Annotated in this window: 24 protein-coding genes; 1 reads left to right on the forward strand and 23 read right to left on the reverse strand. The window is 40.5% G+C overall.

What is annotated here, in order from left to right; genetic code table 11:
- Positions 1 to 278: 278 nt before the first annotated feature.
- From D1B33_RS17460 to metG, 13 genes are all read right to left on the reverse strand, one after another.
- Complete coding sequence (locus D1B33_RS17460; protein ID WP_118877698.1) at positions 279 to 1,238, reverse strand: ribose-phosphate diphosphokinase; 960 nt, start codon at positions 1,236 to 1,238, stop codon at positions 279 to 281.
- A 26-nt stretch (positions 1,239 to 1,264) separates the two neighbouring features.
- A complete protein-coding gene (glmU, locus tag D1B33_RS17465; RefSeq protein WP_118877699.1) occupies positions 1,265 to 2,629 on the reverse strand; it encodes a bifunctional UDP-N-acetylglucosamine diphosphorylase/glucosamine-1-phosphate N-acetyltransferase GlmU in 1,365 nt (454 codons plus the stop codon).
- Positions 2,630 to 2,855: 226 nt separating this feature from the next.
- The gene (gene spoVG / locus D1B33_RS17470; protein ID WP_036197863.1) at positions 2,856 to 3,146 is read right to left on the reverse strand and encodes a septation regulator SpoVG; all 291 of its coding nucleotides are present in this window, start codon (positions 3,144 to 3,146) and stop codon (positions 2,856 to 2,858) included.
- 303 nt (positions 3,147 to 3,449) lie between these two features.
- Positions 3,450 to 3,824 carry a RidA family protein gene (locus D1B33_RS17475; protein ID WP_118877700.1) on the reverse strand — a complete coding sequence of 125 codons (375 nt, stop codon included), beginning with the start codon at positions 3,822 to 3,824 and terminating at the stop codon, positions 3,450 to 3,452.
- A gap of 1 nt (position 3,825) precedes the next feature.
- A complete protein-coding gene (purR, locus tag D1B33_RS17480; protein WP_118877701.1) occupies positions 3,826 to 4,653 on the reverse strand; it encodes a pur operon repressor in 828 nt (275 codons plus the stop codon).
- A 138-nt stretch (positions 4,654 to 4,791) separates the two neighbouring features.
- Positions 4,792 to 5,658 carry a 4-(cytidine 5'-diphospho)-2-C-methyl-D-erythritol kinase gene (gene ispE, locus D1B33_RS17485; protein ID WP_118877702.1) on the reverse strand — a complete coding sequence of 289 codons (867 nt, stop codon included), beginning with the start codon at positions 5,656 to 5,658 and terminating at the stop codon, positions 4,792 to 4,794.
- 214 nt (positions 5,659 to 5,872) lie between these two features.
- On the reverse strand, positions 5,873 to 6,067 hold the full coding sequence (locus D1B33_RS17490; protein WP_118877703.1) for a small, acid-soluble spore protein, alpha/beta type: 195 nt from the start codon (positions 6,065 to 6,067) through the stop codon (positions 5,873 to 5,875).
- Between the two features lie 103 nt (positions 6,068 to 6,170).
- Positions 6,171 to 6,431 carry a biofilm formation stimulator Veg gene (gene veg, locus D1B33_RS17495; RefSeq protein ID WP_036197871.1) on the reverse strand — a complete coding sequence of 87 codons (261 nt, stop codon included), beginning with the start codon at positions 6,429 to 6,431 and terminating at the stop codon, positions 6,171 to 6,173.
- A 148-nt stretch (positions 6,432 to 6,579) separates the two neighbouring features.
- Positions 6,580 to 7,467, reverse strand: coding sequence for a 16S rRNA (adenine(1518)-N(6)/adenine(1519)-N(6))-dimethyltransferase RsmA (gene rsmA, locus D1B33_RS17500; protein WP_118877704.1), 888 nt, complete (start codon positions 7,465 to 7,467; stop codon positions 6,580 to 6,582).
- Complete coding sequence (gene rnmV / locus D1B33_RS17505; protein ID WP_118877705.1) at positions 7,460 to 8,026, reverse strand: ribonuclease M5; 567 nt, start codon at positions 8,024 to 8,026, stop codon at positions 7,460 to 7,462. The genes rsmA and rnmV overlap by 8 nt, the downstream gene beginning before the upstream one ends.
- A gap of 224 nt (positions 8,027 to 8,250) precedes the next feature.
- A complete protein-coding gene (locus tag D1B33_RS17510) occupies positions 8,251 to 9,471 on the reverse strand; it encodes a G5 and 3D domain-containing protein (RefSeq protein ID WP_118877706.1) in 1,221 nt (406 codons plus the stop codon).
- A gap of 299 nt (positions 9,472 to 9,770) precedes the next feature.
- Positions 9,771 to 10,541: a TatD family hydrolase gene (locus tag D1B33_RS17515; RefSeq protein WP_118877707.1), complete on the reverse strand. Its 771-nt coding sequence runs from the start codon at positions 10,539 to 10,541 to the stop codon at positions 9,771 to 9,773.
- A gap of 345 nt (positions 10,542 to 10,886) precedes the next feature.
- Positions 10,887 to 12,851, reverse strand: a complete 1,965-nt coding sequence (gene metG, locus D1B33_RS17520; protein ID WP_118877708.1) for a methionine--tRNA ligase — start codon at positions 12,849 to 12,851, stop codon at positions 10,887 to 10,889.
- A gap of 364 nt (positions 12,852 to 13,215) precedes the next feature.
- On the opposite strand from metG, the gene D1B33_RS17525 reads away from it, so the two are divergent.
- A complete protein-coding gene (locus D1B33_RS17525) occupies positions 13,216 to 13,494 on the forward strand; it encodes an AbrB/MazE/SpoVT family DNA-binding domain-containing protein (RefSeq protein WP_118877709.1) in 279 nt (92 codons plus the stop codon).
- 345 nt (positions 13,495 to 13,839) lie between these two features.
- On the opposite strand, the gene rsmI is transcribed toward D1B33_RS17525, so the two are convergent.
- The 10 genes from rsmI to D1B33_RS17575 form a co-directional block, all read right to left on the reverse strand.
- Positions 13,840 to 14,712: a 16S rRNA (cytidine(1402)-2'-O)-methyltransferase gene (rsmI, locus tag D1B33_RS17530; RefSeq protein WP_118877710.1), complete on the reverse strand. Its 873-nt coding sequence runs from the start codon at positions 14,710 to 14,712 to the stop codon at positions 13,840 to 13,842.
- The gene (locus D1B33_RS17535; RefSeq protein ID WP_118877711.1) at positions 14,713 to 14,970 is read right to left on the reverse strand and encodes a GIY-YIG nuclease family protein; all 258 of its coding nucleotides are present in this window, start codon (positions 14,968 to 14,970) and stop codon (positions 14,713 to 14,715) included.
- Positions 14,954 to 15,703, reverse strand: a complete 750-nt coding sequence (locus tag D1B33_RS17540; RefSeq protein WP_118877712.1) for a tRNA1(Val) (adenine(37)-N6)-methyltransferase — start codon at positions 15,701 to 15,703, stop codon at positions 14,954 to 14,956. The genes D1B33_RS17535 and D1B33_RS17540 overlap by 17 nt, the downstream gene beginning before the upstream one ends.
- Before the next feature lie 190 nt (positions 15,704 to 15,893).
- On the reverse strand, positions 15,894 to 16,250 hold the full coding sequence (gene yabA / locus D1B33_RS17545; protein WP_118877713.1) for a DNA replication initiation control protein YabA: 357 nt from the start codon (positions 16,248 to 16,250) through the stop codon (positions 15,894 to 15,896).
- Positions 16,251 to 16,271: 21 nt separating this feature from the next.
- Complete coding sequence (locus tag D1B33_RS17550; RefSeq protein ID WP_118877714.1) at positions 16,272 to 17,087, reverse strand: PSP1 domain-containing protein; 816 nt, start codon at positions 17,085 to 17,087, stop codon at positions 16,272 to 16,274.
- Positions 17,080 to 18,084 (reverse strand): DNA polymerase III subunit delta', encoded by a 1,005-nt coding sequence (holB, locus tag D1B33_RS17555; RefSeq protein WP_118877715.1) that lies wholly within the window; start codon positions 18,082 to 18,084, stop codon positions 17,080 to 17,082. Before holB ends, D1B33_RS17550 begins: the two co-directional genes overlap by 8 nt.
- Positions 18,085 to 18,187: 103 nt before the next feature.
- Positions 18,188 to 18,628 (reverse strand): YaaR family protein, encoded by a 441-nt coding sequence (locus D1B33_RS17560; RefSeq protein WP_118877716.1) that lies wholly within the window; start codon positions 18,626 to 18,628, stop codon positions 18,188 to 18,190.
- Between the two features lie 100 nt (positions 18,629 to 18,728).
- On the reverse strand, positions 18,729 to 19,058 hold the full coding sequence (locus D1B33_RS17565; protein ID WP_118877717.1) for a cyclic-di-AMP receptor: 330 nt from the start codon (positions 19,056 to 19,058) through the stop codon (positions 18,729 to 18,731).
- Between the two features lie 397 nt (positions 19,059 to 19,455).
- Complete coding sequence (gene tmk / locus D1B33_RS17570; protein ID WP_118877718.1) at positions 19,456 to 20,082, reverse strand: dTMP kinase; 627 nt, start codon at positions 20,080 to 20,082, stop codon at positions 19,456 to 19,458.
- Between the two features lie 33 nt (positions 20,083 to 20,115).
- Positions 20,116 to 21,645 (reverse strand): aminotransferase class I/II-fold pyridoxal phosphate-dependent enzyme, encoded by a 1,530-nt coding sequence (locus D1B33_RS17575; protein ID WP_472926579.1) that lies wholly within the window; start codon positions 21,643 to 21,645, stop codon positions 20,116 to 20,118.
- Between the last annotated feature and the right edge of the window lie 12 nt (positions 21,646 to 21,657).

Genomic DNA, 21,657 nt, shown 5'->3' on the forward strand with positions numbered 1-21,657 from the left:
TCCTTTTTTTACAGAATGCTAAACTTTTCAGTTGAAAAAGGTTGTTCGAATGGAGGTTTATTTGAAACGAAATGGTGATGGAGATAATGAAAAAAAGCATATATGTTTCGCGTCATATATGCTCTAATTTACTCGCAATATTCGATATAACCCAGAAGATCCAGGTCCAGTCAGGAGCCGAAAAATTGAATCCTGCGATAATGGGAAGGTTTGTACGGAAATATGGAAATAAAATGAAAAGACAAGGCGGAATCCGCCTTGTCTTTAGTAAACTTCCATTAATCAAATAACGTACTAACTGATCTGTTTTCGTAAACACGAGAAATCGCTTCAGCCATTAAGTTGGCTACGGAAAGTTGTTTCACTTTCGGAGATAATTTCTCTTCAGAAAGTTGAATTGTATTTGTTACGACTAATTCCTTAATCGCGGAGTTTTCAATTCGTTCAATCGCAGGACCAGATAATACAGGGTGAGAACAGCAAGCGTATACTTCTTTCGCTCCCGCTTCAATCAAGGCATTGGCACCGATTGTAATCGTACCTGCCGTATCAATAATATCATCAATTAAAATACAAATTTTCCCTTCAACATTCCCGACGATATTCATTACTTCCGCTACGTTTGGTTTTGGACGACGTTTATCGATAATAGCGATTGGCGCTTTTAAACGTTCTGCCATTTTACGTGCACGTGTCACACCACCGTGGTCTGGAGATACAACAACAACATCTTCAGAGTGAAGCTCTTTTGATTTGAAGTATTCAGATAGGATTGGAACCGCTTGTAAATGGTCGATTAGAATATCGAAGAAACCTTGGATTTGTGGAGCATGCAGGTCCAGTACGATTACTCGGTCAGCACCGGCAGTTTCCAGTAAATTCGCCACTAATTTTGCAGTGATTGGCTCACGGGCTTTTGCTTTACGGTCTTGACGAGCATATCCATAATACGGCATAACCACGTTAATTGTACGGGCGGAGGCACGTTTTACAGCGTCAATCATGATTAGTAGTTCCATCAGGTGTTCATTAACAGGGGCGGATGTGGATTGAACAATAAATACGTCACAGCCACGGATGCTTTCTTCAATGCTGATTTGAACTTCTCCATCACTGAAATGTTTTACAGATGATTTACCAAGCTCTACTCCCATTAAATCAGCAATCTCGTGTGCTAATGGATAATTGGAATTCAAAGAAAAAATTTTTAATTTTGAGTCTGCGTATTGATACGGCATGATGGCCTCCTAATAATTATACAAATTTATTTTAATTTCTTTACATAATCAAGTTTGTTTTCTTGTCGTGAACGTGCGATGCCTAATGCCTCCGCCGGAACATCATTTGTAATCGTTGAACCAGCTGCAATAAACGAACCTTCACCCAACGTGACTGGTGCTACTAAATTTGAATTGCATCCTACAAATACATCATCTTCGATAACGGTTTGATATTTATTTTTACCATCATAATTGACCGTAATAGACCCACAGCCGATATTTACATTGTTTCCAACTTCCGCATCGCCAATGTAGCTTAAATGAGAAACCTTTGTTTCATTGCCTAAAGTGCTTTTCTTCACTTCAACGAAGTTTCCGATTTTCACTTTGTTTCCTAATTGTGAATCCGGGCGCAAATGAGCAAATGGACCGACAGCAGTATCTTCTCCTACTATACTATTTGTGACAACCGAATTCTGTATAGTTGTTCGGTCACCAATTTTACTATTTGCAATAGTAGAATTTGGCCCTATAATACAATCCTCGCCAATGACTGTAGCGCCTTCGATTACTGTACCTGGTTTAATCACCGTATCGCGGCCAATTTGTGCATCTGCACTAATGTTGGTAGATGACGGATTAATGATTGTGACGCCGTTTCTCATGTGCATCTCGTTAATGCGGGAACGCATGATTTCTTCGGCTTGCGATAATGCAACACGATCATTTACACCTAATGTTTCATCAAAGTTTTCACAAATATAGGCAGAAACGACTTCTCCCTGTTGTTGTAAAATCTCAATGACATCCGGCAGATAATATTCACCTTGCGCATTTTCATTGTTAACCAATTTTAACGCTTCGAACAATGCTTTATTATCAAAGCAGTAAGTTCCTGTGTTAATCTCGTTCACTAATTTCTGTTCTTCCGTCGCATCTTTTTGCTCCACAATTTGAGCAACTTGGTTATCTTGATCACGAATTACTCGACCATATCCTGTCGGATTGTCTGCAATTGCGGTTAAAATTGTTGCTTTTGCTTTTTGATCTGCATGATGCTCAAAAAGCGCTTTCATTGTTTCAGGTCGAATTAATGGCGTATCGCCACAAACAACAAGTGTCGTACCTTCCAATGAACCTAGAATACTTTCCGCCTGAATCACGGCATGAGCCGTTCCAAGCTGTTGTTCTTGAAGGACATATTCACTCTTTTCGCCAAGCTGTTCTTTTACTTTTTCTGCGCCATGGCCAACAATCGTTACAATTCGATTTACATCCAATGTGTGAATGTTATCGGCTACATGTTCTACCATCGGCTTTCCGCATACTGGGTGTAGTACCTTATATAATTTGGACTTCATACGAGTTCCCTGACCAGCAGCCAAAATTACTGCATAAATGTTCGTCATCTTAAGTCCTCCAATTTTGTACATATTCTCTTATGACTATATAGTAAATTCACGGAATTTTCAAGGTTTCCAGACTTGATAAATCTATGACAATACTTGCTAAAAGCATCATCCTGCTACAGTTTTTAGCCACGAAGTATACTTCGACAGCGATTTTATAGTTTCTTTTTGTACTCAAATAAAAAAGAGCCCACTCGCAGCGAGTAGCTCTATTCTTTCTTACAAACTATGCATTTGCTTCTTCAAGTTGCAATACTTCTTCTTCACTAGAAGCGTGATAAGCAGCAAGTACAACCTCTTGAAGTTTATTTCGCGTATCAGAGTTAATAGGGTGCGCAATATCACGGAATTCTCCGTCTGGCGTCCGCTTGCTTGGCATTGCAACAAATAAGCCATTGTTTCCATCAATTACTCGAATATCATGAACGACAAACTCATCGTCTAGAGTAATCGAAGCAATTGCTCGCATGCGACCATCCGTTTGAACACGTCTTAATCTAACGTCAGTAACTTCCATTCTTTCATTCACTCCTCTCTTCTCAGATGCCTTTAAACATATGATTCTACAAAGTTTCCAATAATCCTTCTTTTTTTATACAAAAATTTGAAAAATTATAAAAGTTTTTATTGAAGAGCGGAGGCGGCTCGTTTAGCTCCGAAAAAAACTGGAGACTTCTGACAAGCATGCGCTTAGCACGCGTGGGAAGAAGTTGAAGTTTTCGAGGAGCTAGCCGCCGCAGCTAGACATTGAAGAGCGGAGAACGCCCGTTTAGCTCACAAATAAAAAAGACGGAGGCAAATTAGCATCCGTCTTTTTCCATTATTCTACTACTGCGATGACTTCAATTTCTACTTTTACATCTTTAGGCAGTCTAGCAACTTCCACTGCCGAGCGTGCTGGTTTATGGTCGCCAAAATGGCTGGCATACACTTCATTCATAGCCCCGAAATCATTCATGTCCCCAAGGAATACAGTAGTTTTTACTACTTTTTCCAATGAACTTCCTGCTTCGGCTAAAACAGCTTTTAAATTTTCGAAAACCTGGTTTGTTTGTGCCACGATGTCGCCCTCTACCAATTCGCCGGAAGCTGTTAGTGGAATTTGGCCGGAACTGTAAAAAATTCCGTTAACAACGATTCCTTGTGCATATGGTCCGATTGCTGCTGGTGCGTTTGTTGTTGATACTGTTTTCATATTATGTTCTCTCCTTTAGAAAATAGTTTCCTTCACTTAAAGCAATAGTACGATCTTTTTCATTGACAGCATGAAGTTTAACTAAAGAATAATAATCATCTACAAGCGTTTCGCCCGCATGCTCGGCTTCCACTAATACAGCAATGCCGGCAAGTTCACAGTCAAACTCCTCAAGCAGATTTTTCATGCCATTCATCGTACCGCCAACTTTCATAAAATCATCCGTTATTAGGACACGTTGGCCGCTCTTCATGCTTCGTTTGGAAAGCACCATTGTCTGAATGCGACGGGAAGATCCAGAAACATAATTAATACTTACAGTGGAACCTTCTGTTACTTTACTGTCTCGACGGACTACGACGACCGGAATATTTAAATGCCGGGCAATTGAATGGGCGATCGAAATCCCTTTCGTTGCGACCGTCATAATGACGTCGATTTGCTGATTGGCATAGATGCTTGCAAAGACTTTTCCGACTCTATTCATTAATTCTGGATTTCCAAGTAGATCTGTCATGAACAAATAACCGCCTGGCAGCAGTCGATCTGATTGACTAAGTTCAGTAATCAAAGTCTGAATAATCTCTTTTACTTCTTGATCAGACGTTTTGGGAATATACTTTACTCCCCCGGCTGCACCGGGAACTGTCATCAGCATCCCAATTCCTTTTTCTTCAAACGTTTCTTTTACAATCGCTAAATCTTCACTAATGGAGGATTTTGCAGATTGATAAGTCTCGGAAAAATAAGTTAGGGGGATTAGCTGATGTGGATGCTCAAGTAAATAATAAGTCATATCAACAAGGCGTTCGCTACGCTTCCATTTCATCAATTACCCTCCAAGCTATAAATGAACTGCAAGTTTGATTGCAGACGTTCAAGGTTTTTAGTTATCAAGTGCATCTTCGTGTATTGAATAAACTTAAATACGAATATTTTATAGAAAAAGTAACATAAATATACGCATTTAGGCAAGTGAATTACTTTCACCTAACAACCGAACCGCGAAGACTTCATCACAAAAACCTCTTAAGCCGTTATATACTCTTCCCATTCTTGATTCATTATCTACAAGGCCAAAAACGGTCGGCCCGCTGCCGCTCATCAAGACGGCATCGGCTCCAAATCGCTTCATTTGCTCCTTGATCATCACTACCTCAGGGTGCAGCTTGAAAGTCACTGATTCCAGCACATTTCCGATGGAGTTGCACATTAGGCGGTAATCATTGCGCTCAATTGCCTGAAGCATTTGGTGTGTATTAGGATGTTCAATTTCATCAATCTTAAGTCCCCCATAAACTTGGGCTGTTGAAACACCGATTTTAGGTTTTGCCAGTACTACCCAACACGTTGGAGGAGCCGGCAGTTTTTGAATCTTTTCTCCACGGCCGGTTGCCAATGCAGTTCCTCCGTAAACGCAAAATGATACATCCGAGCCAATTTTGGCACCTAATTCCGCAATCGTATCAATCGAGAGGTTTAATCTCCATAATCTATTTAACCCTTTTAATGTAGCTGCCGCATCGCTGCTCCCTCCAGCAAGACCGGCAGCTACCGGTATTTCTTTTTCAATCGAAATGGTAACGCCTTCGGAAATATCATATGTATCCTTTATAAGTTGAGCTGCTTGGTATGCAAGATTGCGGTAATCAGTAGGTATAAACCCATTCGTGGAAATAATTTTTATTAACCCATCCGTCCGGGATTCAAGGCCGATTCGATCCGCTAAATCGACTGTTGTCATCACCATTTCCACTTCATGATAATGATCGGGCCTTTTATATAATACGTCCAAAGTTAAATTAATCTTCGCTGGTGCTTTTACGTAAAGCATACAGTGTCCTCCTCAGGTGCCATTCACTCTTCATCGCAAAATGGTCTTAATTCTTCCATCTATATTACCATATCATCGAACCCTACCGCGAGCTCATATACTCTACAAAGATGAAGCAAACTTAATGGGATCGGAATATGCTGGACACTGTTATTCCCCGTAAAAGAATAAAAGCCAATAGATCCCGAAGGAACTATTGGCATAATGTCAACAACTACTTATTAAGATTGTTTTGGTTTTGCTGTGCTAGGCCTTCTTCGGCCATTTGAATTGCGCGCTTTACCATATTACCTGCATCACGTGATTTAATTCCGCCCCAGCCTTCACGTTCGACTACATCATAAAATCCGAGTTCCTTGGCAATCTCTTCTTTTAGACGACTCGACATGATACCTCTTCTTCTGGCCATGCAGTTTTGCCTCCTTGTAAATAAGTAGGTTGACATTCTTAGTATGTGCCGGGAAAAATAAAAAACACTCAGAAATTGAGTGTTTTAATAAACCTTATAGTGACTATTTCGCGATGGCAACTTGCACATCATCCAAAAATGTAATTTCCACTGCTTCTGTTAAAATATCTGTGTAGCTATAAGAAACGCGTTTACAAGCGTTATCTTCCTGATCGAGCTCTACGACAAATACTGCGTGATAAGTATCACTTAGTACGCCATCACACTCAACCGTTTTCTTGCGACCTCCGTTTGCTTTTAATCGCAAACGTTTACCCAAATTACAATCTAGAGACTTCTTAATGTCAGCTAACGTTTTTGGCACTTCGCATACACCTCACTAATTACAATTATAGCCCATCTTTTTATAATTGTCAATAGGGTACAATATTTTATCAGCAGACAAATATCTTTGTCAACTTATTTTCTATAAAAAAACAATTCATTTTATAGATTATAGATTTGTGTTCAAATTATTTTCCTTTGCCAAAGTGAGGATATAGTGCATCCGCCAACACTCCGAATTCTTGAATGGATAGAGTTTCTCCTCTTCTGCTCGGCTCCACACCTGCTTTTTCAAGGGCCTCCAGAATGAGCTCTTTCTTCTCTTTGCCGGATGTCAGCCCGGATTGCAGGTTATTTAGGATGGTTTTTCTGCGTTGCGCGAATGAGGCTCTTGTTACCTCAAATAAGAAATCTTCATTCAGCACTTTCACAGGCGGCTCACTATGCTTGATTAAACGAATAACAGCTGAATCCACATTTGGCTGCGGCATGAAGACTGTTTTCGGTACTACCATTGCCACTTCAGCCGTGACATAGTATTGAATCGCGATGGACAAGGATCCATACTCTTTTGTCCCTGGTTTTGCCGTAATGCGGTCCGCCACTTCTTTTTGCATCATTACCACAAATCCTCGGATAGGAAGGCGGTCATTCAACAATTTCAGCAAAATAGGAGTTGTCACGTAATATGGCAAGTTTGCCACAACCATAATATCTTCTATACCTGGCATTTCTTCTTCGATAACTTTTTTAACATCCGCCTTTAATATATCTGAATGCACAATTTTCACATTATCATACGGACTTAGCGTATCTTCCAGAACCGGCAATAATCGTTGGTCGATTTCAAACGATACCACTTTCTTTGCCGCACGAGCCAGATGTTCGGTTAATGCGCCGATTCCCGGACCCACTTCAATGGCACCGCTTTCGTCTGTTAAGTCCGCATGGCTTACTATATTACGTAAAATATTTGGGTCGATTAAAAAGTTTTGACCCAAACTTTTTTTAAACGAAAAGCCGTATTTATTTAAAATCTCCTTCGTCCGAATAGGCGTTGCGATATCTTTATTCATTTTGATCCTCCTGATCTAGTTGAGCTACTGCTTCACCAAACTGTACGGCAGTTATTTGGAACATGGCAAGGCGTTTATGTAGTTGTTTACCATTTGTCATGCCGATATTCAGGATTTCGCCTAAACGGTTGCGTCGATCCTTGGATTTTGGATGTCCGATCAAGCGAGCCAATAGTAAATCTTCCATTGTAATCTCTGTTTCCGTCTTTAAATTCGGATTTGGGGTATACACTGCCCCCAAAGCTTCCCGAATATCTTCATCGTGTGCATGCTCAATTCCAAGACCTTTGCCGTTTTTGGCGATTGTTTTCTCTTTGGCCAAAAATGCATGCTTTACGCCGGGAACGCGTTCTTCAATAATTGCGCGTATGCGACGGCCGGGGTAGTCGGGATCAGTAAAAACAATAACTCCGCGCTTGGCATGTGCATGTGCAATGCGACGAATTGTTTCCTCGGAAATAGCCGAACCGTTTGTCTCTATTGTATCTGCATTCACCGCTCTTTTAATCGCGGTTGTATCATCTTTTCCTTCTACTACGATGATTTCTTGTATATCCAAACATATACCTCTTTTCCAACACAATCTCTAAATATCATACCATGATTGCCTCTCCAACAAAATAAAGACGGATTTCCGAAGACGGTTGAATCTTCGTTCCCAGGAACGAAAACCTTAGTGATTGCTTTGGCATTTTCCCTTTCAAGCGCAGGAAAGGAGGTGCCCCCAATTTTTGAGGCACCTCCCTTAAAACTTTATATATAACTTTTGTTAACTTACTAGATTTATTTTAAAATTTTGACGCGGACTTTCTTGCGCCCCCAGTTTTTCGCTTGTTTTTTTGAACCTATAAACACATCTATTTTGTTGCCTTTAATTGCACCGCCTTTATCGCCGGCGATGGCATTTCCGTATCCTTCAACCCATACTTTAGATCCCAGGGGAATCACTTTTGGATCAACAGCGATCACTTTCATGCCGTTTTTTAGCGCAATGCCCGTTGCCGTTACGCCCGAACATCCCGCGCAATTTGCCGTATAGGCAGTTGCCGTTACATAAAATTCTTTGCCGCCAGCGTTGCTGCTGGCTGACGAAGAGGCTGATGGTTTACTGCCACGCGATACTGCTGCCGTAATTACCTTATTTCCTACGGCTACGACTTTTGTTTTCGGTTGTTGAATGACTTCTTCAGATTTTAGCCTTTTATCTACTACTCTGCCATTTTCCTTTGTTACTTCAAAAGTACGGGCCACTTTCCCTTTTTGGCCTTGTGTTACTACTTTTTTAGTTCCTTTTGGCAATGAAGAGTCAGATTTCGTTTCAACTGCGAAATCAACAGGTTCTTCCACTACATCGGTAACCTTTTCTACGCGAACAACCTTGATTTTATCTCCTGGAGCAATTTTTTTCTCCATTTTATTTTCTACACGATCAAATTCATTTAACTGAATTCCCTGTTGTTTCAAAAAGTTAGCGACCGTAGTCGAAGTGGACCAAACTTGTCTTTCTTCTTTGCCGTCGACAAGCGTTAACTGAAACGCTTTTTGAATATCAATTTGGCCAGTCTTGCCTACTTCAGAATCCAAAGCGTGCGAAACCTTATCATGCTTTGTTACATCGATATCAGCTTCAGCCAAAATGTTCTTCACTTTCTTTTCAGTTGTCCAAACCTTTGATTGACTTCCGTCAACCGAAATTGTTACTTCTTTTGCTTGTTCCCAGTCAATCGTTAATCCATCAACGATTTCTGTATTCAGTGAGGGTGTTACTTTATCATATTTCTTAATTGCGATTCCTTGTTCTTTTAGGAGATCGCCTACTGTATTTGCATGCGTTGAATATTCTTCTTCTTTACCGTTTGCATTTACAACCACCGAATTTTCGGTTACTTGATATGCAACGAACGATATTACTGAAACAAACAGGATAAAGGAAATGATCCCTACTACTGTTTGCTTAGTCCTCAATGATCCTCGGAACAAGTTCTTCATGGAAATTTTTGACATGAAAAAACGCCTCCTTGACACTCGTTGGATTATACGGGCTACTTTTTTAGCTGTCAACCAATTAAGTTTTTGACGAGCTGTGTTTAGTCCCCAAAAGGCGCTTACCGAAACTGCCTCATCGAGCAGTATAATCGGTTTGCACCTTTGTGCTGCGGGGCCTGGCCGGCAAAGCTTTTGCTTTAAGCCGACGAAAGGCCGCTGCATGAGTTATTGGGCTCTTGCAGCTTCCGCTGGACAATTAAAAAATAGACCATTTAAACGAAGTTTCCTAAACGCAGTATTGGAGGCATTTTAGGAATCTATTCATCGAGATTGAAAAATTTAATAGCATTTAAGGTTGTCGCTTGTGCAACTTTTTCGATGGGCAGCTCTTTTTGGCGTGCAATTTCCTCAGCAACCAGCGGCACATATGAGGGTTCATTGCGCTTTCCGCGATAAGGATGCGGGGCCAGGTAAGGTGCATCTGTTTCAATCATTAAATGCTCCAAGGGAATTTCCCTTGCTACCTCTTTAGGCATACGGGCATTTTTGAAAGTAACTGGTCCCCCAAGACTAATCATGAAGTTCATTTCGATACATTCACGAGCCGTTTCCACGCTTCCGCTAAAGCAGTGCATCACACCGCCCACAGAGGCTGCATTTTCTTCGCGTAAAATTTTGACAACATCGCCAGTGGCTTCACGATTATGAATGATGATTGGCAGTTTTAGTTTCTGTGCAAGATGAATTTGTTTACGAAAAAGCTCCTGCTGTATATCTCTTGGTGACTTATCCCAATAGTAATCCAAACCCGTTTCGCCAATACCGACTACTTTAGGATGAGCGGCAAGTTGTTCAATCCACTCTAAATCATCCTGTGTACAATCAATTGCATCTACAGGATGCCATCCAATTACTGCATAGATAAATTCGTACTCATCTGCTAGTTCCATGGCTCTCTCGATTGTTTTTCGATCAAAGCCAACTACAACCATTTTCTCAACCTTTGCTTCAATTGCTCTCTCGATTACTTGCTGCAAATCTTCATCGTACTGATCTGCGTTTAAATGGACATGTGTATCTATAAACATTATCGAATCTCCTCACCTATTGTATTGGAATAAAACATTACTTAGTTGACAATCAAGTTACAGAAATATTACAAGGAAATAATTTTATGTCATAATTCTTATAAAACATCTCCTTATTTAGTATCAATTCCCTATTTCGACATTTTCTTTCTTCCAATTTATTATTAAAATATAGCTTTTTAGCTATAAGTTTTTAACAGCGTAGTGCCGAGGAGAGATGAACGGGCTAAGTCTTTCTTCTGCCCCGTTGCGTCTTCGTCGACGCGGAGCTAAACGGGCGTTCTCCGCTTCTCTTGTGAAAAACCTGTTGGACAAAGTTTGTCCAACAGGCCTAAAATGTAACATTTATTTAACTTTTGCACCGTTTTCAAGTTTCGGATCCACTGTTGCAAGTGTCAGCACTCCATCATGGGAGCCGGCCAGAATCATCCCTTGCGATAATTCCCCGCGAAGTTTTACCGGTTTCAAATTGGCTACAACGATTACTTTCTGTCCAACCAACTCTTCCGGTTTATAATATTGGGCAATACCCGATACAACCTGGCGTTGTTCATAGCCCAGGTCCACTTGAAGCTTTAATAATTTATCTGCTTTCGGAATCGGTTCACAAGCAGTTACCGTGGCAACTCGAAGATCGACCTTCATAAAATCATCAATCGAGATTTCAGGAACTTCCGGCACCTCTGATTCCGCTGGTTTTGCTTCTTCTTGCGGAGTTTTAACGGATGCTCTCATTTGTTCTCTTATATACGCCACTTCTACCTCAGTATCCAAACGCGGGAAAATTGGAACTCCTTTTTCTGCCACTTTTATGTTTGCTGGAATAATATTTCCGAATGTTTCAATTGTTTCCCAAGCAAGATAAGTCGCATCCAAGCCTAATTGTTCGACAATTCGCTTCGGTGCTGATGTCATAAATGGCTGTAATATAACTGCAATATGACGGAGACTTTCTGCTAAATTAGCCATTACAGAGGATAATTTCCCCTTATTTTCTTCATCTTTTGCCAATACCCATGGCTGTGTTTCATCAATATATTTATTCGTTCTTGATACCAATGACCAGACATCTGATAAAACTACGCTAAATTGCATTTTTTCCATGTTTTTCTCATAGACTAAACGCGTTTCTTTTGCATGGTTTTTTAATGTTTCATCAAATTCTGTTTCAATCAAGCCTTCTGTTGGAATTATTCCATCAAAGTATTTATTCATCATCGAAACGGTACGATTTAATAAATTTCCTAAATCATTTGCCAAGTCAAAATTCGTTCGCTCCACAAAAGATTCAGGCGAGAACACGCCATCCGCGCCAAATGGCAATTCACGAAGCAGGAAGTAACGTGTCGAATCCAGTCCATAGCGTTCAATCAACATTTCAGGATATACCACATTGCCTTTCGATTTCGACATTTTGCCATCTTTCATCATGATAAATCCATGGGCAAATACTTTTTTAGGTAATGGCAAGTCTAATGCCATCAAGAAAATCGGCCAGTAAATCGTATGGAATCGAACAATATCCTTTCCGACCACGTGTACATCTGCGGGCCAGTATTTGTTGAACAATTCTTCATTGTCCGAACCATAGCCCAACGATGTAATATAGTTGGATAGCGCATCTACCCAAACGTAAATAACATGTCTAGGGTCACCAGGAACTTTAATGCCCCAATCGAAGGAAGTACGGGAAACGGACAAATCTTCCAAACCTGGCTTAATGAAATTATTGATCATTTCGTTTTTGCGGGATTCAGGCTCGATAAATTCTACATTATCTTCATAATATTGCAGCAAGCGGTCTGCGTATTTTTTCATATTGAAGAAATACGATTCTTCTTTTACTTTGTGCACAGGTCTGCCGCAATCCGGACAGTTTCCATCCTCCAACTGTTTTTCCGTGTAAAAGGATTCACAAGGTGTACAATACCAACCTTCATATTCACCTTTATAAATATCGCCATTGTCCAAAAACTGCTGGAAGATTTTCTCTACACCTTTTACATGTCGTTCCTGTGTAGTTTGGATAAAATCATCATATGAAATATCCATTAAAGACCAAAGTTTTTTGGCGCTAGCGGCGATTTCATTGACATATTCCTGCGGATGCTTGCCCGCTTCCTGAGCTTTTTCCTGTATTTTTTGCCCATGCTCGTCCATACCGGTTAAAAAGCGGACATCAAACCCTCTCAACCGTTTATAACGCGCCATTGTATCCGATGCCACCGTAGTGTAAGCAGTCCCTATATGAAATTTACCGCTTGGATAATAAATTGGGGTTGTTATATAAAATGTATTTTTTTCACTCACGTAAAATGGCCTCCATTGTAAACTGTATAATATTCATTTTATCGAAGTAGGAAAGTTGTTTCAATGAAAGAATACGATTCAGTGTTTTGTCGAAAAATGTTTTTTAGTAAAACGTGTAAATTTATTGGAACTTTTCAGCTAAAGAAAACGTTTCATATTAAGAATTTGTAGTTTCTGTTAATTTTAAACCTTTTACCTCCCTACTTTAGCCAAAAAGTTCACAAGCTGTTCACACCAATTTTAAGCCATTAATGTTAATTAATTGACGTTTATGCCATTAGTTGGTATGATTCTAGTCAGACAGGAAATAATGTCGAAATTTGACGAATAATATACTAACAAAATATAGGAGGTACTCTTTACCATGAAATCAACAGGAATCGTTCGTAAAGTCGATGAATTAGGTCGTGTAGTAATTCCAATCGAACTTCGCCGTACATTGGGAATCGCAGAAAAAGATGCATTAGAAATTTATGTAGATGATGATAAAATCGTTCTAAAAAAATACATGCCAAACATGACATGTGCAGTAACAGGTGAAGTGTCAGACGAGAACCTGCGTCTTGCTGGAGGAAAATTAATCTTAAGCCCTGAGGGAGCAGAGATTTTAATAAAAGAAATCCAACAATATTTTCAAAAATAAATGACTTGAAAGGAATCATGCAGGTTCCTTCTCGCCATGAAAAATAATCCTGTTGATTGCATTGAAGGCGGCAAGTACGACTGTCAGCTACAGAGCAAAGCTTTTATGGGAACAGCGTTATTCATACAACTCCTCAGCCGGGCTGGACGAGTATTTTGAAGTTCAATACCTTGCCTGGGTTATTTCCCCTCCTTTAACGGAAAACAACAGATTCTAAAAGAAAAAGAAGGTGTTTCATAACACCTTCTTTTTTACGTTCAAGTAAAATGCCACCGATACCAAGTTTCTTCTTGTCTTCTTCCAGCTTACTAAAAGACCCCATTCTAATCCAATTTGATTGTCGAACTAGACATGATATTCTTGATATACTTCCCGTTTGCCGAGACCTCGAATTTTTGCAACTTCTTTAATGGCTTCCTTCGAAGTGATTCCGTTTTCTTCTATTAGATAGTCAACATGTTCAACAATGGAAAGATTTGCCCAATAAGCTTCTTCTTCCTCCTCAAGCTCCAAATGTTGATTGCCTTCCAGAATAACGCAAAATTCGCCTCGTATTTCATTTTCATTTGCCCACTCTACTGCATCCGAAATGGTTCCGCGCAGAAACTCTTCAAATTTTTTCGTAAGCTCCCGTGCTAAAACAATTTTTCGGTTTCCCAGCACCAATTCAAGATCTTTCAACGTATCTTTTAATCGATGAGGAGCTTCATAAAAAATCATTGTTTCTTCACGCTTGGCCAATTTTTCAAGCTGTTGTCTTCTCTCTTTTTTCTGGCGATTTAAAAATCCAAAGAAATAGAAAGGCTGAGGGTTGATGCCTGAAGCGATCAATGCCGTTAATGCTGCATTGGCACCAGGAATCGGCACAACAGCAAACCCTTCTTCAATCGCTTTCACGACAATATCCGCTCCTGGGTCGGATATACATGGCAGCCCTGCATCACTCACCAATGCAACCGATTTTCCTTCTCTTAAATAACCCAAGAGTTTTTCCCCTCCTTGTTCCAAGTTATGTTCGTGATAACTTACAAGAGGTGTTTGAATTTCAAAGTAATTGCACAATTTTTTTGTATTGCGTGTGTCTTCCGCCGCAATGACGTCCACTTCTTTTAAAATCCGAAGGGCTCTAACGGTCATATCTTCAAGATTTCCAATAGGTGTGGCTACTAGATAAAGGCAGCTTCCCTGCTCGTGCTGGCTACTTTTTTGCGAAATCATTTAACGCCCTCCAATATACTTCAGTTTTTCATTTCTCTGCAATTGTTTAAATGCGTATTCGGCACGCATGGCTTCTTGCTTCGTTTCAAACGTTTCATAGTAAACGCATTTTACGGGTCGATGGGCTTTTGTATATTTAGCGCCTTTTCCTGCGTTATGCGTGGCCACTCGTTTCTCCAAATTATTGGTATAGCCCGCATACAAAGAGGTATCCGCACATTCCAGCACATAAAAATAATGATTATTTTTTGTCTCCATAAAGTATCTCTCTCACTTCATCCGTATACTGATTATCCTCATCATAGACATATAGGGGCGGCAACACCTTTAAATCAGGTTTTCCATCTTTAATGCCTTCTATTAACAGCGTATTGGCTTCCTTCCCGTATTTTGGGTAGACGAAGCGCATGCGTTTCGGTTCAAGTCGATGGGCCCTCATGGAGGTAACAATGTCCAGAAGCCTTCCTGGGCGATGAACAAACGCCGCTTTCCCTCCTTGTTTAAGCAGCCTGCTCGTTGACTCGATGGCTTCATCCAAAGTTAGATGCAATTCATGCCTGGCAATGGCATAATGCTCGCTGAGATTTTTATCACTGAGCTCATGCGCTAAAAAATAGGGCGGATTGCAAGTGACAACATCATATTTCTCAATTCCAATCTGCGAGGGAATTTCCTTTACATCTCCCAACACCATACTAATTTGTTTTTCCAATCCATTGTACGCTATGCTGCGCACTGCCATATCAAATAAACGCTCCTGTATTTCGACGCCGATGAGATCCGCTTTTGTCCTTGCACTTAAAAATAACGGAATTACCCCGTTTCCTGAACAAAGGTCCACAATTTTCCCTTTATTGATTGGGACACTTACAAATCTCGCCAATAACACGGCATCTAATGAAAAAGAAAAAACAGAAGGGCTTTGAATAATTCGTAAGTCTTCGGCTAGCAAGTAATCCAGCCGTTCATCATCTTTTAACCATTGTTTCATAAAAATCCTCCAGTTTAGAAAAAAGCGCAGGTAGCTCGAAATTCATTTATACTTTCCTTTTCTGTAAAAAAAGACTGAAAACCACTTGGGTGGTATCAGTCTTTTACCATTTATTTAAAATCAATCAACCTTAAAACCGATTGGGACATTCCATTCACCCAAGCACCTTTTGAAATCGGAAATAGAAGATTTAAGCATTTTGCTTATTCAAAAATGATAAGCAAAATAAGCAATCTTCCCCTTTTCGCGAGCTGCCAAAATGAACATGGCAAACGTGGAACCCTTCATGGTAAAGGCGTGCCAAGTTATCATATCCCTCTCCAATATCCAGCATGCTTGCTTTGTCCTCATTTGCACTTTCATCTGTTGCATTATTAGATAAAAGCTCTTCCAGACGTCTACGCAGGTGAAGGTTTTCCGTTTGAATTGCTTGATGTTCTTCCACCATATGTGCAACAAACTTTTTCAAATCATTATATTGTTGCTGTAGCGATTCGAGCTGTTGTTCGAATTCCATAACAGTATCTAAGAAATTACGGTCCTTCACTAGAATGCCACCCCATTATATCTATATCAAATTCTTTTCACATTCAATAATTTCATCTAATGTGTATTCTACCGTACGAACCTGCTCCTCCAAGAAAACCTGAATGATGCGTTCCAATACATTAATGCCCACTACTTTGCCGGGTCCATCAGGCGTCATTGCCGAATCACCGATGTCAGGCAATCCTATCTTGGCATTTTCATAATCATCATTCTCGTATTTTAAGCAGCACATTAAACGGCCGCAAAGCCCGGAAATCTTCGTTGGGTTGAGTGATAAATTTTGGTCTTTCGCCATTTTAATCGAAACTGGATCAAAATCCCCCAAAAATGTCGAACAGCATAACATTCTGCCGCATGGACCGATTCCGCCAAGCAGCTTTGCTTCGTCGCGTACACCAATTTGGCGCAGCTCGATGCGTGTACGGAAGATTGAAGCCAAGTCCTTAACCAGTTCCCGGAAATCCACTCTTCCTTCCGCCGTGAAATAAAAAATAATTTTATTTCGATCAAATGTATATTCCACGTCCACAAGCTTCATCTCAAGCTTGTGTTCCAATATTTTCATGTTAGCCAGTTCAAAAGCTCGCCGAGACTCCTGGATATTTTCATCAACTTGGATGCGATCGCGTTCATCAGCGGGACGCAAAACTTGTTTTAAAGGCAAAACAACATCATTTTCGCCCACTTGTTTCATCGGAACGACAATCTTTCCGTATTCAACCCCTCTTGCAGTTTCTACAATGACATATTGTCCTTTTTCAAGTAGAAATTCACCGGGGTCGAAATAATATATCTTACCCGCCTTTTTAAAGCGGACTCCTACTACATTATACAAATGTATACCCCTCCTGCAGATCAAGCATTAACTGCTCCATCAAAAGCGTGCGATTCATATTGCGTCCTAAATTCTGCCTAGCCTGCAAAATAGCTTGCATTTGATTCGACAGACGATCGTAAGTCGTATTTAGCGCGATTTCCTTCCAACTCTGCATCATATCTGGATATGTACAAGAGCTTTGCGGATTTGCTTTTATAGCAACAATGTCACGATACGCAAAAAGCAGTAAATCCAACGCTCGTTCGACTTCTTCTTTTTCCTTGAAATTTGGAAGCCAATCCTCGTACACAACCAACAATGCTTCATGTACATTTTTTCGGACTGTCTCCACTAATTTTAACACTGTTTTTCGAGCAAGTCCAAACTGCTCGTCATGTGCAAGTGAAACGGCTGTTTCCAAATTATTTGTTAACATACTTGCCGTTGAAGCCATAGAATGCGTGATTCCCTGTTCCTCAAGCTGCTTTAATAAAATTTCTCTCGGAATGTTGGCGAATTTAATATGCTGGCAGCGAGATTGGATGGTCGGCAAGATGGATTGATAACTTTCCGTAAGCAAAATTGCAGTCACTTCGCCATCCGGCTCTTCCAAAAATTTCAGTAATGTATTTGCTGAAGATGTATTGAGCTTATCTGCATGATGAAGGACGTAGATTTTTCGCCCTTCTTCAATACTCGTTTTCGTCATTCCTGAAATAAGGTCTCGAATTTGGTCGATTTTTATATTTTGTCCATCTGGTTCGATCTGTTTTACATTCGGGTGATTACCTGTTTCTACACGTTTGCAATTTCGACATGTTTCACATGGAACATTTTTCGACGGGTTGAGACATAAGAGGAGTTTTATGAAGAACAATGCGATATCTTTTTTTCCTGTTCCTTTTTCTCCGTCAAATATGTACGCATGACCCGTTCTATTTTTTTCGAAAATCGTTTGTAGCTGCTTCATCACCACCGGCTGCAAGGCCTTTAGTTCTTCCGCGCTTCCTACCATCTTGTTCACCTTTTTCTTAAAAACATTTGGGTTGTTAAACCACAGCATATCCGGCTTTTTTAGAAAAAACCCCGTGTCCCATACAGGAAAATAGACACGGGTTTTACATATATAAATTAATTAGCAAACCTTTGATTTCGCCAATTTTATCGAGCAAATCGATTGTATTCTTTTCTTCGTTCAAAATGTCTTGTGCAAGCTCTACCAATCGTTCATCGATGGTTTCCACGATTTTCAAACGACGCCCTTCACCGAAACGATTCCAAGTATGGGATTGTTTCATATCAAGGCCATATTCTACAGCTTCTTGGAGAAAACGTTTGACGAGCATTTTAAAACGAGTCAACTCCCGCAAGTTGCGAGATTTTGCAACACGCTCACCGGCCGCGGAGATATCGCCCATCAGTCTGGTCAATTGCTCTGTTTGAAGTTTTGAACCTTGTTTCACAAGCACTTCGTTAAAGCGATTTCCCGATTGGTTTACGTGTTTTAAATCATTGGGATTTGTATTTAAGCCAACACGTAAATCTTGATTTATCTTCAATTGCTTCCGCCTCCACCTAATCCTTAGATGGATCTGGATTACTGTTTCCAGCCTCGCTAGATTAGATTTGTTCTATAAAATGAGCTGCGTATTTATAAGATTAGAAATGGTGGAACTGTTCAATCGGCAATACAAATACTGTAGCTCCCCCAACTTCAACTTCAATGGGATAAGGGATATAAGAATCAGCGTTGCCACCCAGTGGCGAAACAGGGGACACCATCTGTTCGCGGGAACGACAATTATCTCGAATAAGGTCAAGTAATTGAGGAATTAAAGAATCGTCTGTTCCTATTAGAAAGGTTGTGTTTCCTGAACGTAAAAAACCGCCTGTACTCGCTAATTTCGTCGCTCGAAAATTATGTTTTGTCAACGCGCTGGATAAGCGGTTACTATCCTGGTCTTGAACGACCGCAACAACTAACTTCATCGACTCACTCCCATTCATTGAATTGGTATATTTATTATATCATACATGATAGCCTACTTCATTTACTTTTCTTCTCGCGAAGCACTTAAAAGCCATACTTTTTATACTGTTTTCTCTGTTGGCTTTTGACCGTTCACTATCAAATTTCTATCTGGCAAACGCTTTGCCGCGCCTTGAAAATCTGCCAGAATCCTTTTGCGCAATGCCGCCCATACATCAAGTCTATTCAAGGTGTGAATGGTGCGATGGGCTTTGGCTCGTCCTTCGTGAATTTTTCCCAATCGACCAATTGAAAAGTGGACAGGTGAGTAATTTCGTTATACCCTCGATTACTGTTTTGTTAAACGGCCAGCATAAGAAAAGGAGATGTCTTGTCTTTAGACACCTCCTTCTGCTGCTATGATTCCAAAAAGCTCAAAACTTCACTTAATGCATCTTTAACGACCGTTTCAATATCATTTTCAGCATTCACGATTTTCATTCTTTGAGGGAATTGCTTGAGAAGTTTTTGGTATCCTTCCTGAACTTTATAATGGAATTCCAAGGATTCCAAATCCAATCGGTTCACTTCCCGCTCCCCGTCTTTTTGTATTCTGGAAAGCCCAATTTCCGGAGACACATCAAAATACAATGTTAAATCCGGCATGTAGCCATCAATCGCAAACTCATTAATCGAAAAAACTTCATCCATCCCAAGACCTCTTGCATAACCCTGATAGGTTAGACTGCTATCAATAAACCGGTCACATAAAACAATGCTCCCTTTTTCCAATTCCGGTATCACCTTCTCAACCAGGTGCTGTCTTCTAGCTGCTGCATAGAGAAGTGCCTCTGTCTTGGCATCCATTTTTATGTTCTTTTTATCCAATATCACGTTTCTGATTTGTTCAGCAATCTCAATTCCGCCTGGTTCCCTTGTAGTAACCACCTTATAGCCTTTATTCATTAAAGAATCTGCCAACAAACCAAGGACGGTGCTTTTGCCTGAGCCTTCCCCGCCTTCAAAACTTATAAAATAACCCACTGGTTCTCCTCCAACTATTTAACGTTTTTCTCTTTATTTTAAGACATAAACAAGCTTTTCATCTAAACGATGTTTCCCCTGGAAAGCCGCGCCTACTGAAAGCAGCTCTTCAAGTTGGCTTAATTTTGCCACTGTTATTTTTTCGCCCGGCAGAAATAACGGAATTCCCGGCGGATATGGAATTAACATGCCTGCAGCAGTGCGTCCAATTGCTCTCATGTAAGGAACCCATTCCTTCTCCAGCTGTTCCATTTCATCATAAGAATAGTCGGGTATGGAAACAGTTGAACGCTCATTTAGGGAAGGACTGATTTGGGGCTTCCTCTCCTCTTTTAATCTAAGAGAAAGAATAGCTTCTTTTATACGAATCCGCGTTTCTGCAAAAGGGTAGGGCTGGCCTTGTTTTAATAACGGCAAGATGAATAAAACCTGATAAGGATCCGCCAACTCAACATACACTCCATGCTGTTCCAGTGCTTCTTTCAATTGAAAACCAGTATATCCGGGCAAGCGCATAAGCAGCTTCAGTGCATCGTCCACTTCAATAATTTGCAAAGGCTGAAGGGATTGCAAGGCTTCTATCCACTGATTTCGTTTCTCCATTAAATAAAAAGCATCACTCTTCAAATAATGCTGGAGATAGTCTCTTGCATCATCCAAAGAAGCGAGCAGCAAATAGGAGGGACTGCTGGATTGCAGCATTCTTAAATAATGATTCACCTTTTCTTCATCGACCAAGCTGGAATTCACATGCATAAAAGAGGCCATGGTCATGGCGGGCAATGTTTTATGTGCGGATTGAACGACAACATCTGCTCCCAATTGAAGGGCGGAAGGCGGAAATTTGCTGCTGGCAATAAAATGAGCACCATGCGCCTCATCAACAAGCACGGGTACCCTCATTTTATGGCACATCTCAATCTGGATTTTCAGTTCATCTCCAGCAACACCATAATAGGTTGGATAAGTTAAGACAACTGCTTTGGCATCGGGATGGAGCTGCAATGCCTCCTGCAAAGTAGCGGTTGGGACAACGCCGGGAGTCGCAGTTTTTTCATCCCATTCCGGTGATATAAAAATGGCCTTGGCCCCAACTAATTCAAGCGCATGGAATATGGATTTATGGGCATTTCTTTGTACGATGATTTTTTCATTTTTCTTACATGTTGCGTAAATCATTGCAAGGTTGCCTACCGTGGAACCATTTACCAGGAAATAACTTCGATTTGCTTCATACGTTTTTGCCAATAGTGCTTCGGCATGCATAATTGCTTCCTCGGGATGATGATAATCGTCCAATCCCGTTAATTCGGTTAAGTCATATGTAAGCGCGGATTTTATTGGCGCTGGGAGATTCGATACTAAGCCATTTTTATGTCCCGGCACATGCCAGCTTAATGGCTCCTTTTCTGCAAATCTTACTAGTGCCGAAACAAGCGGTCTTTCCCTTTTCATTGTTTCACTCCGTTCGTCATCCAAGCCAAAACTTTTATGATTCATTAATGATTTATTCAGCCTACTATAAATAAGCTTGCCTACTCTTAAGTTTGGTTGAATTCCCATTTATCCAACACC

The sequence above is a fragment of the Ureibacillus yapensis genome, assembly GCF_003515775.1.
In the GTDB taxonomy this organism is placed as follows: Bacteria; Bacillota; Bacilli; order Bacillales_A; family Planococcaceae; genus Ureibacillus; species Ureibacillus yapensis.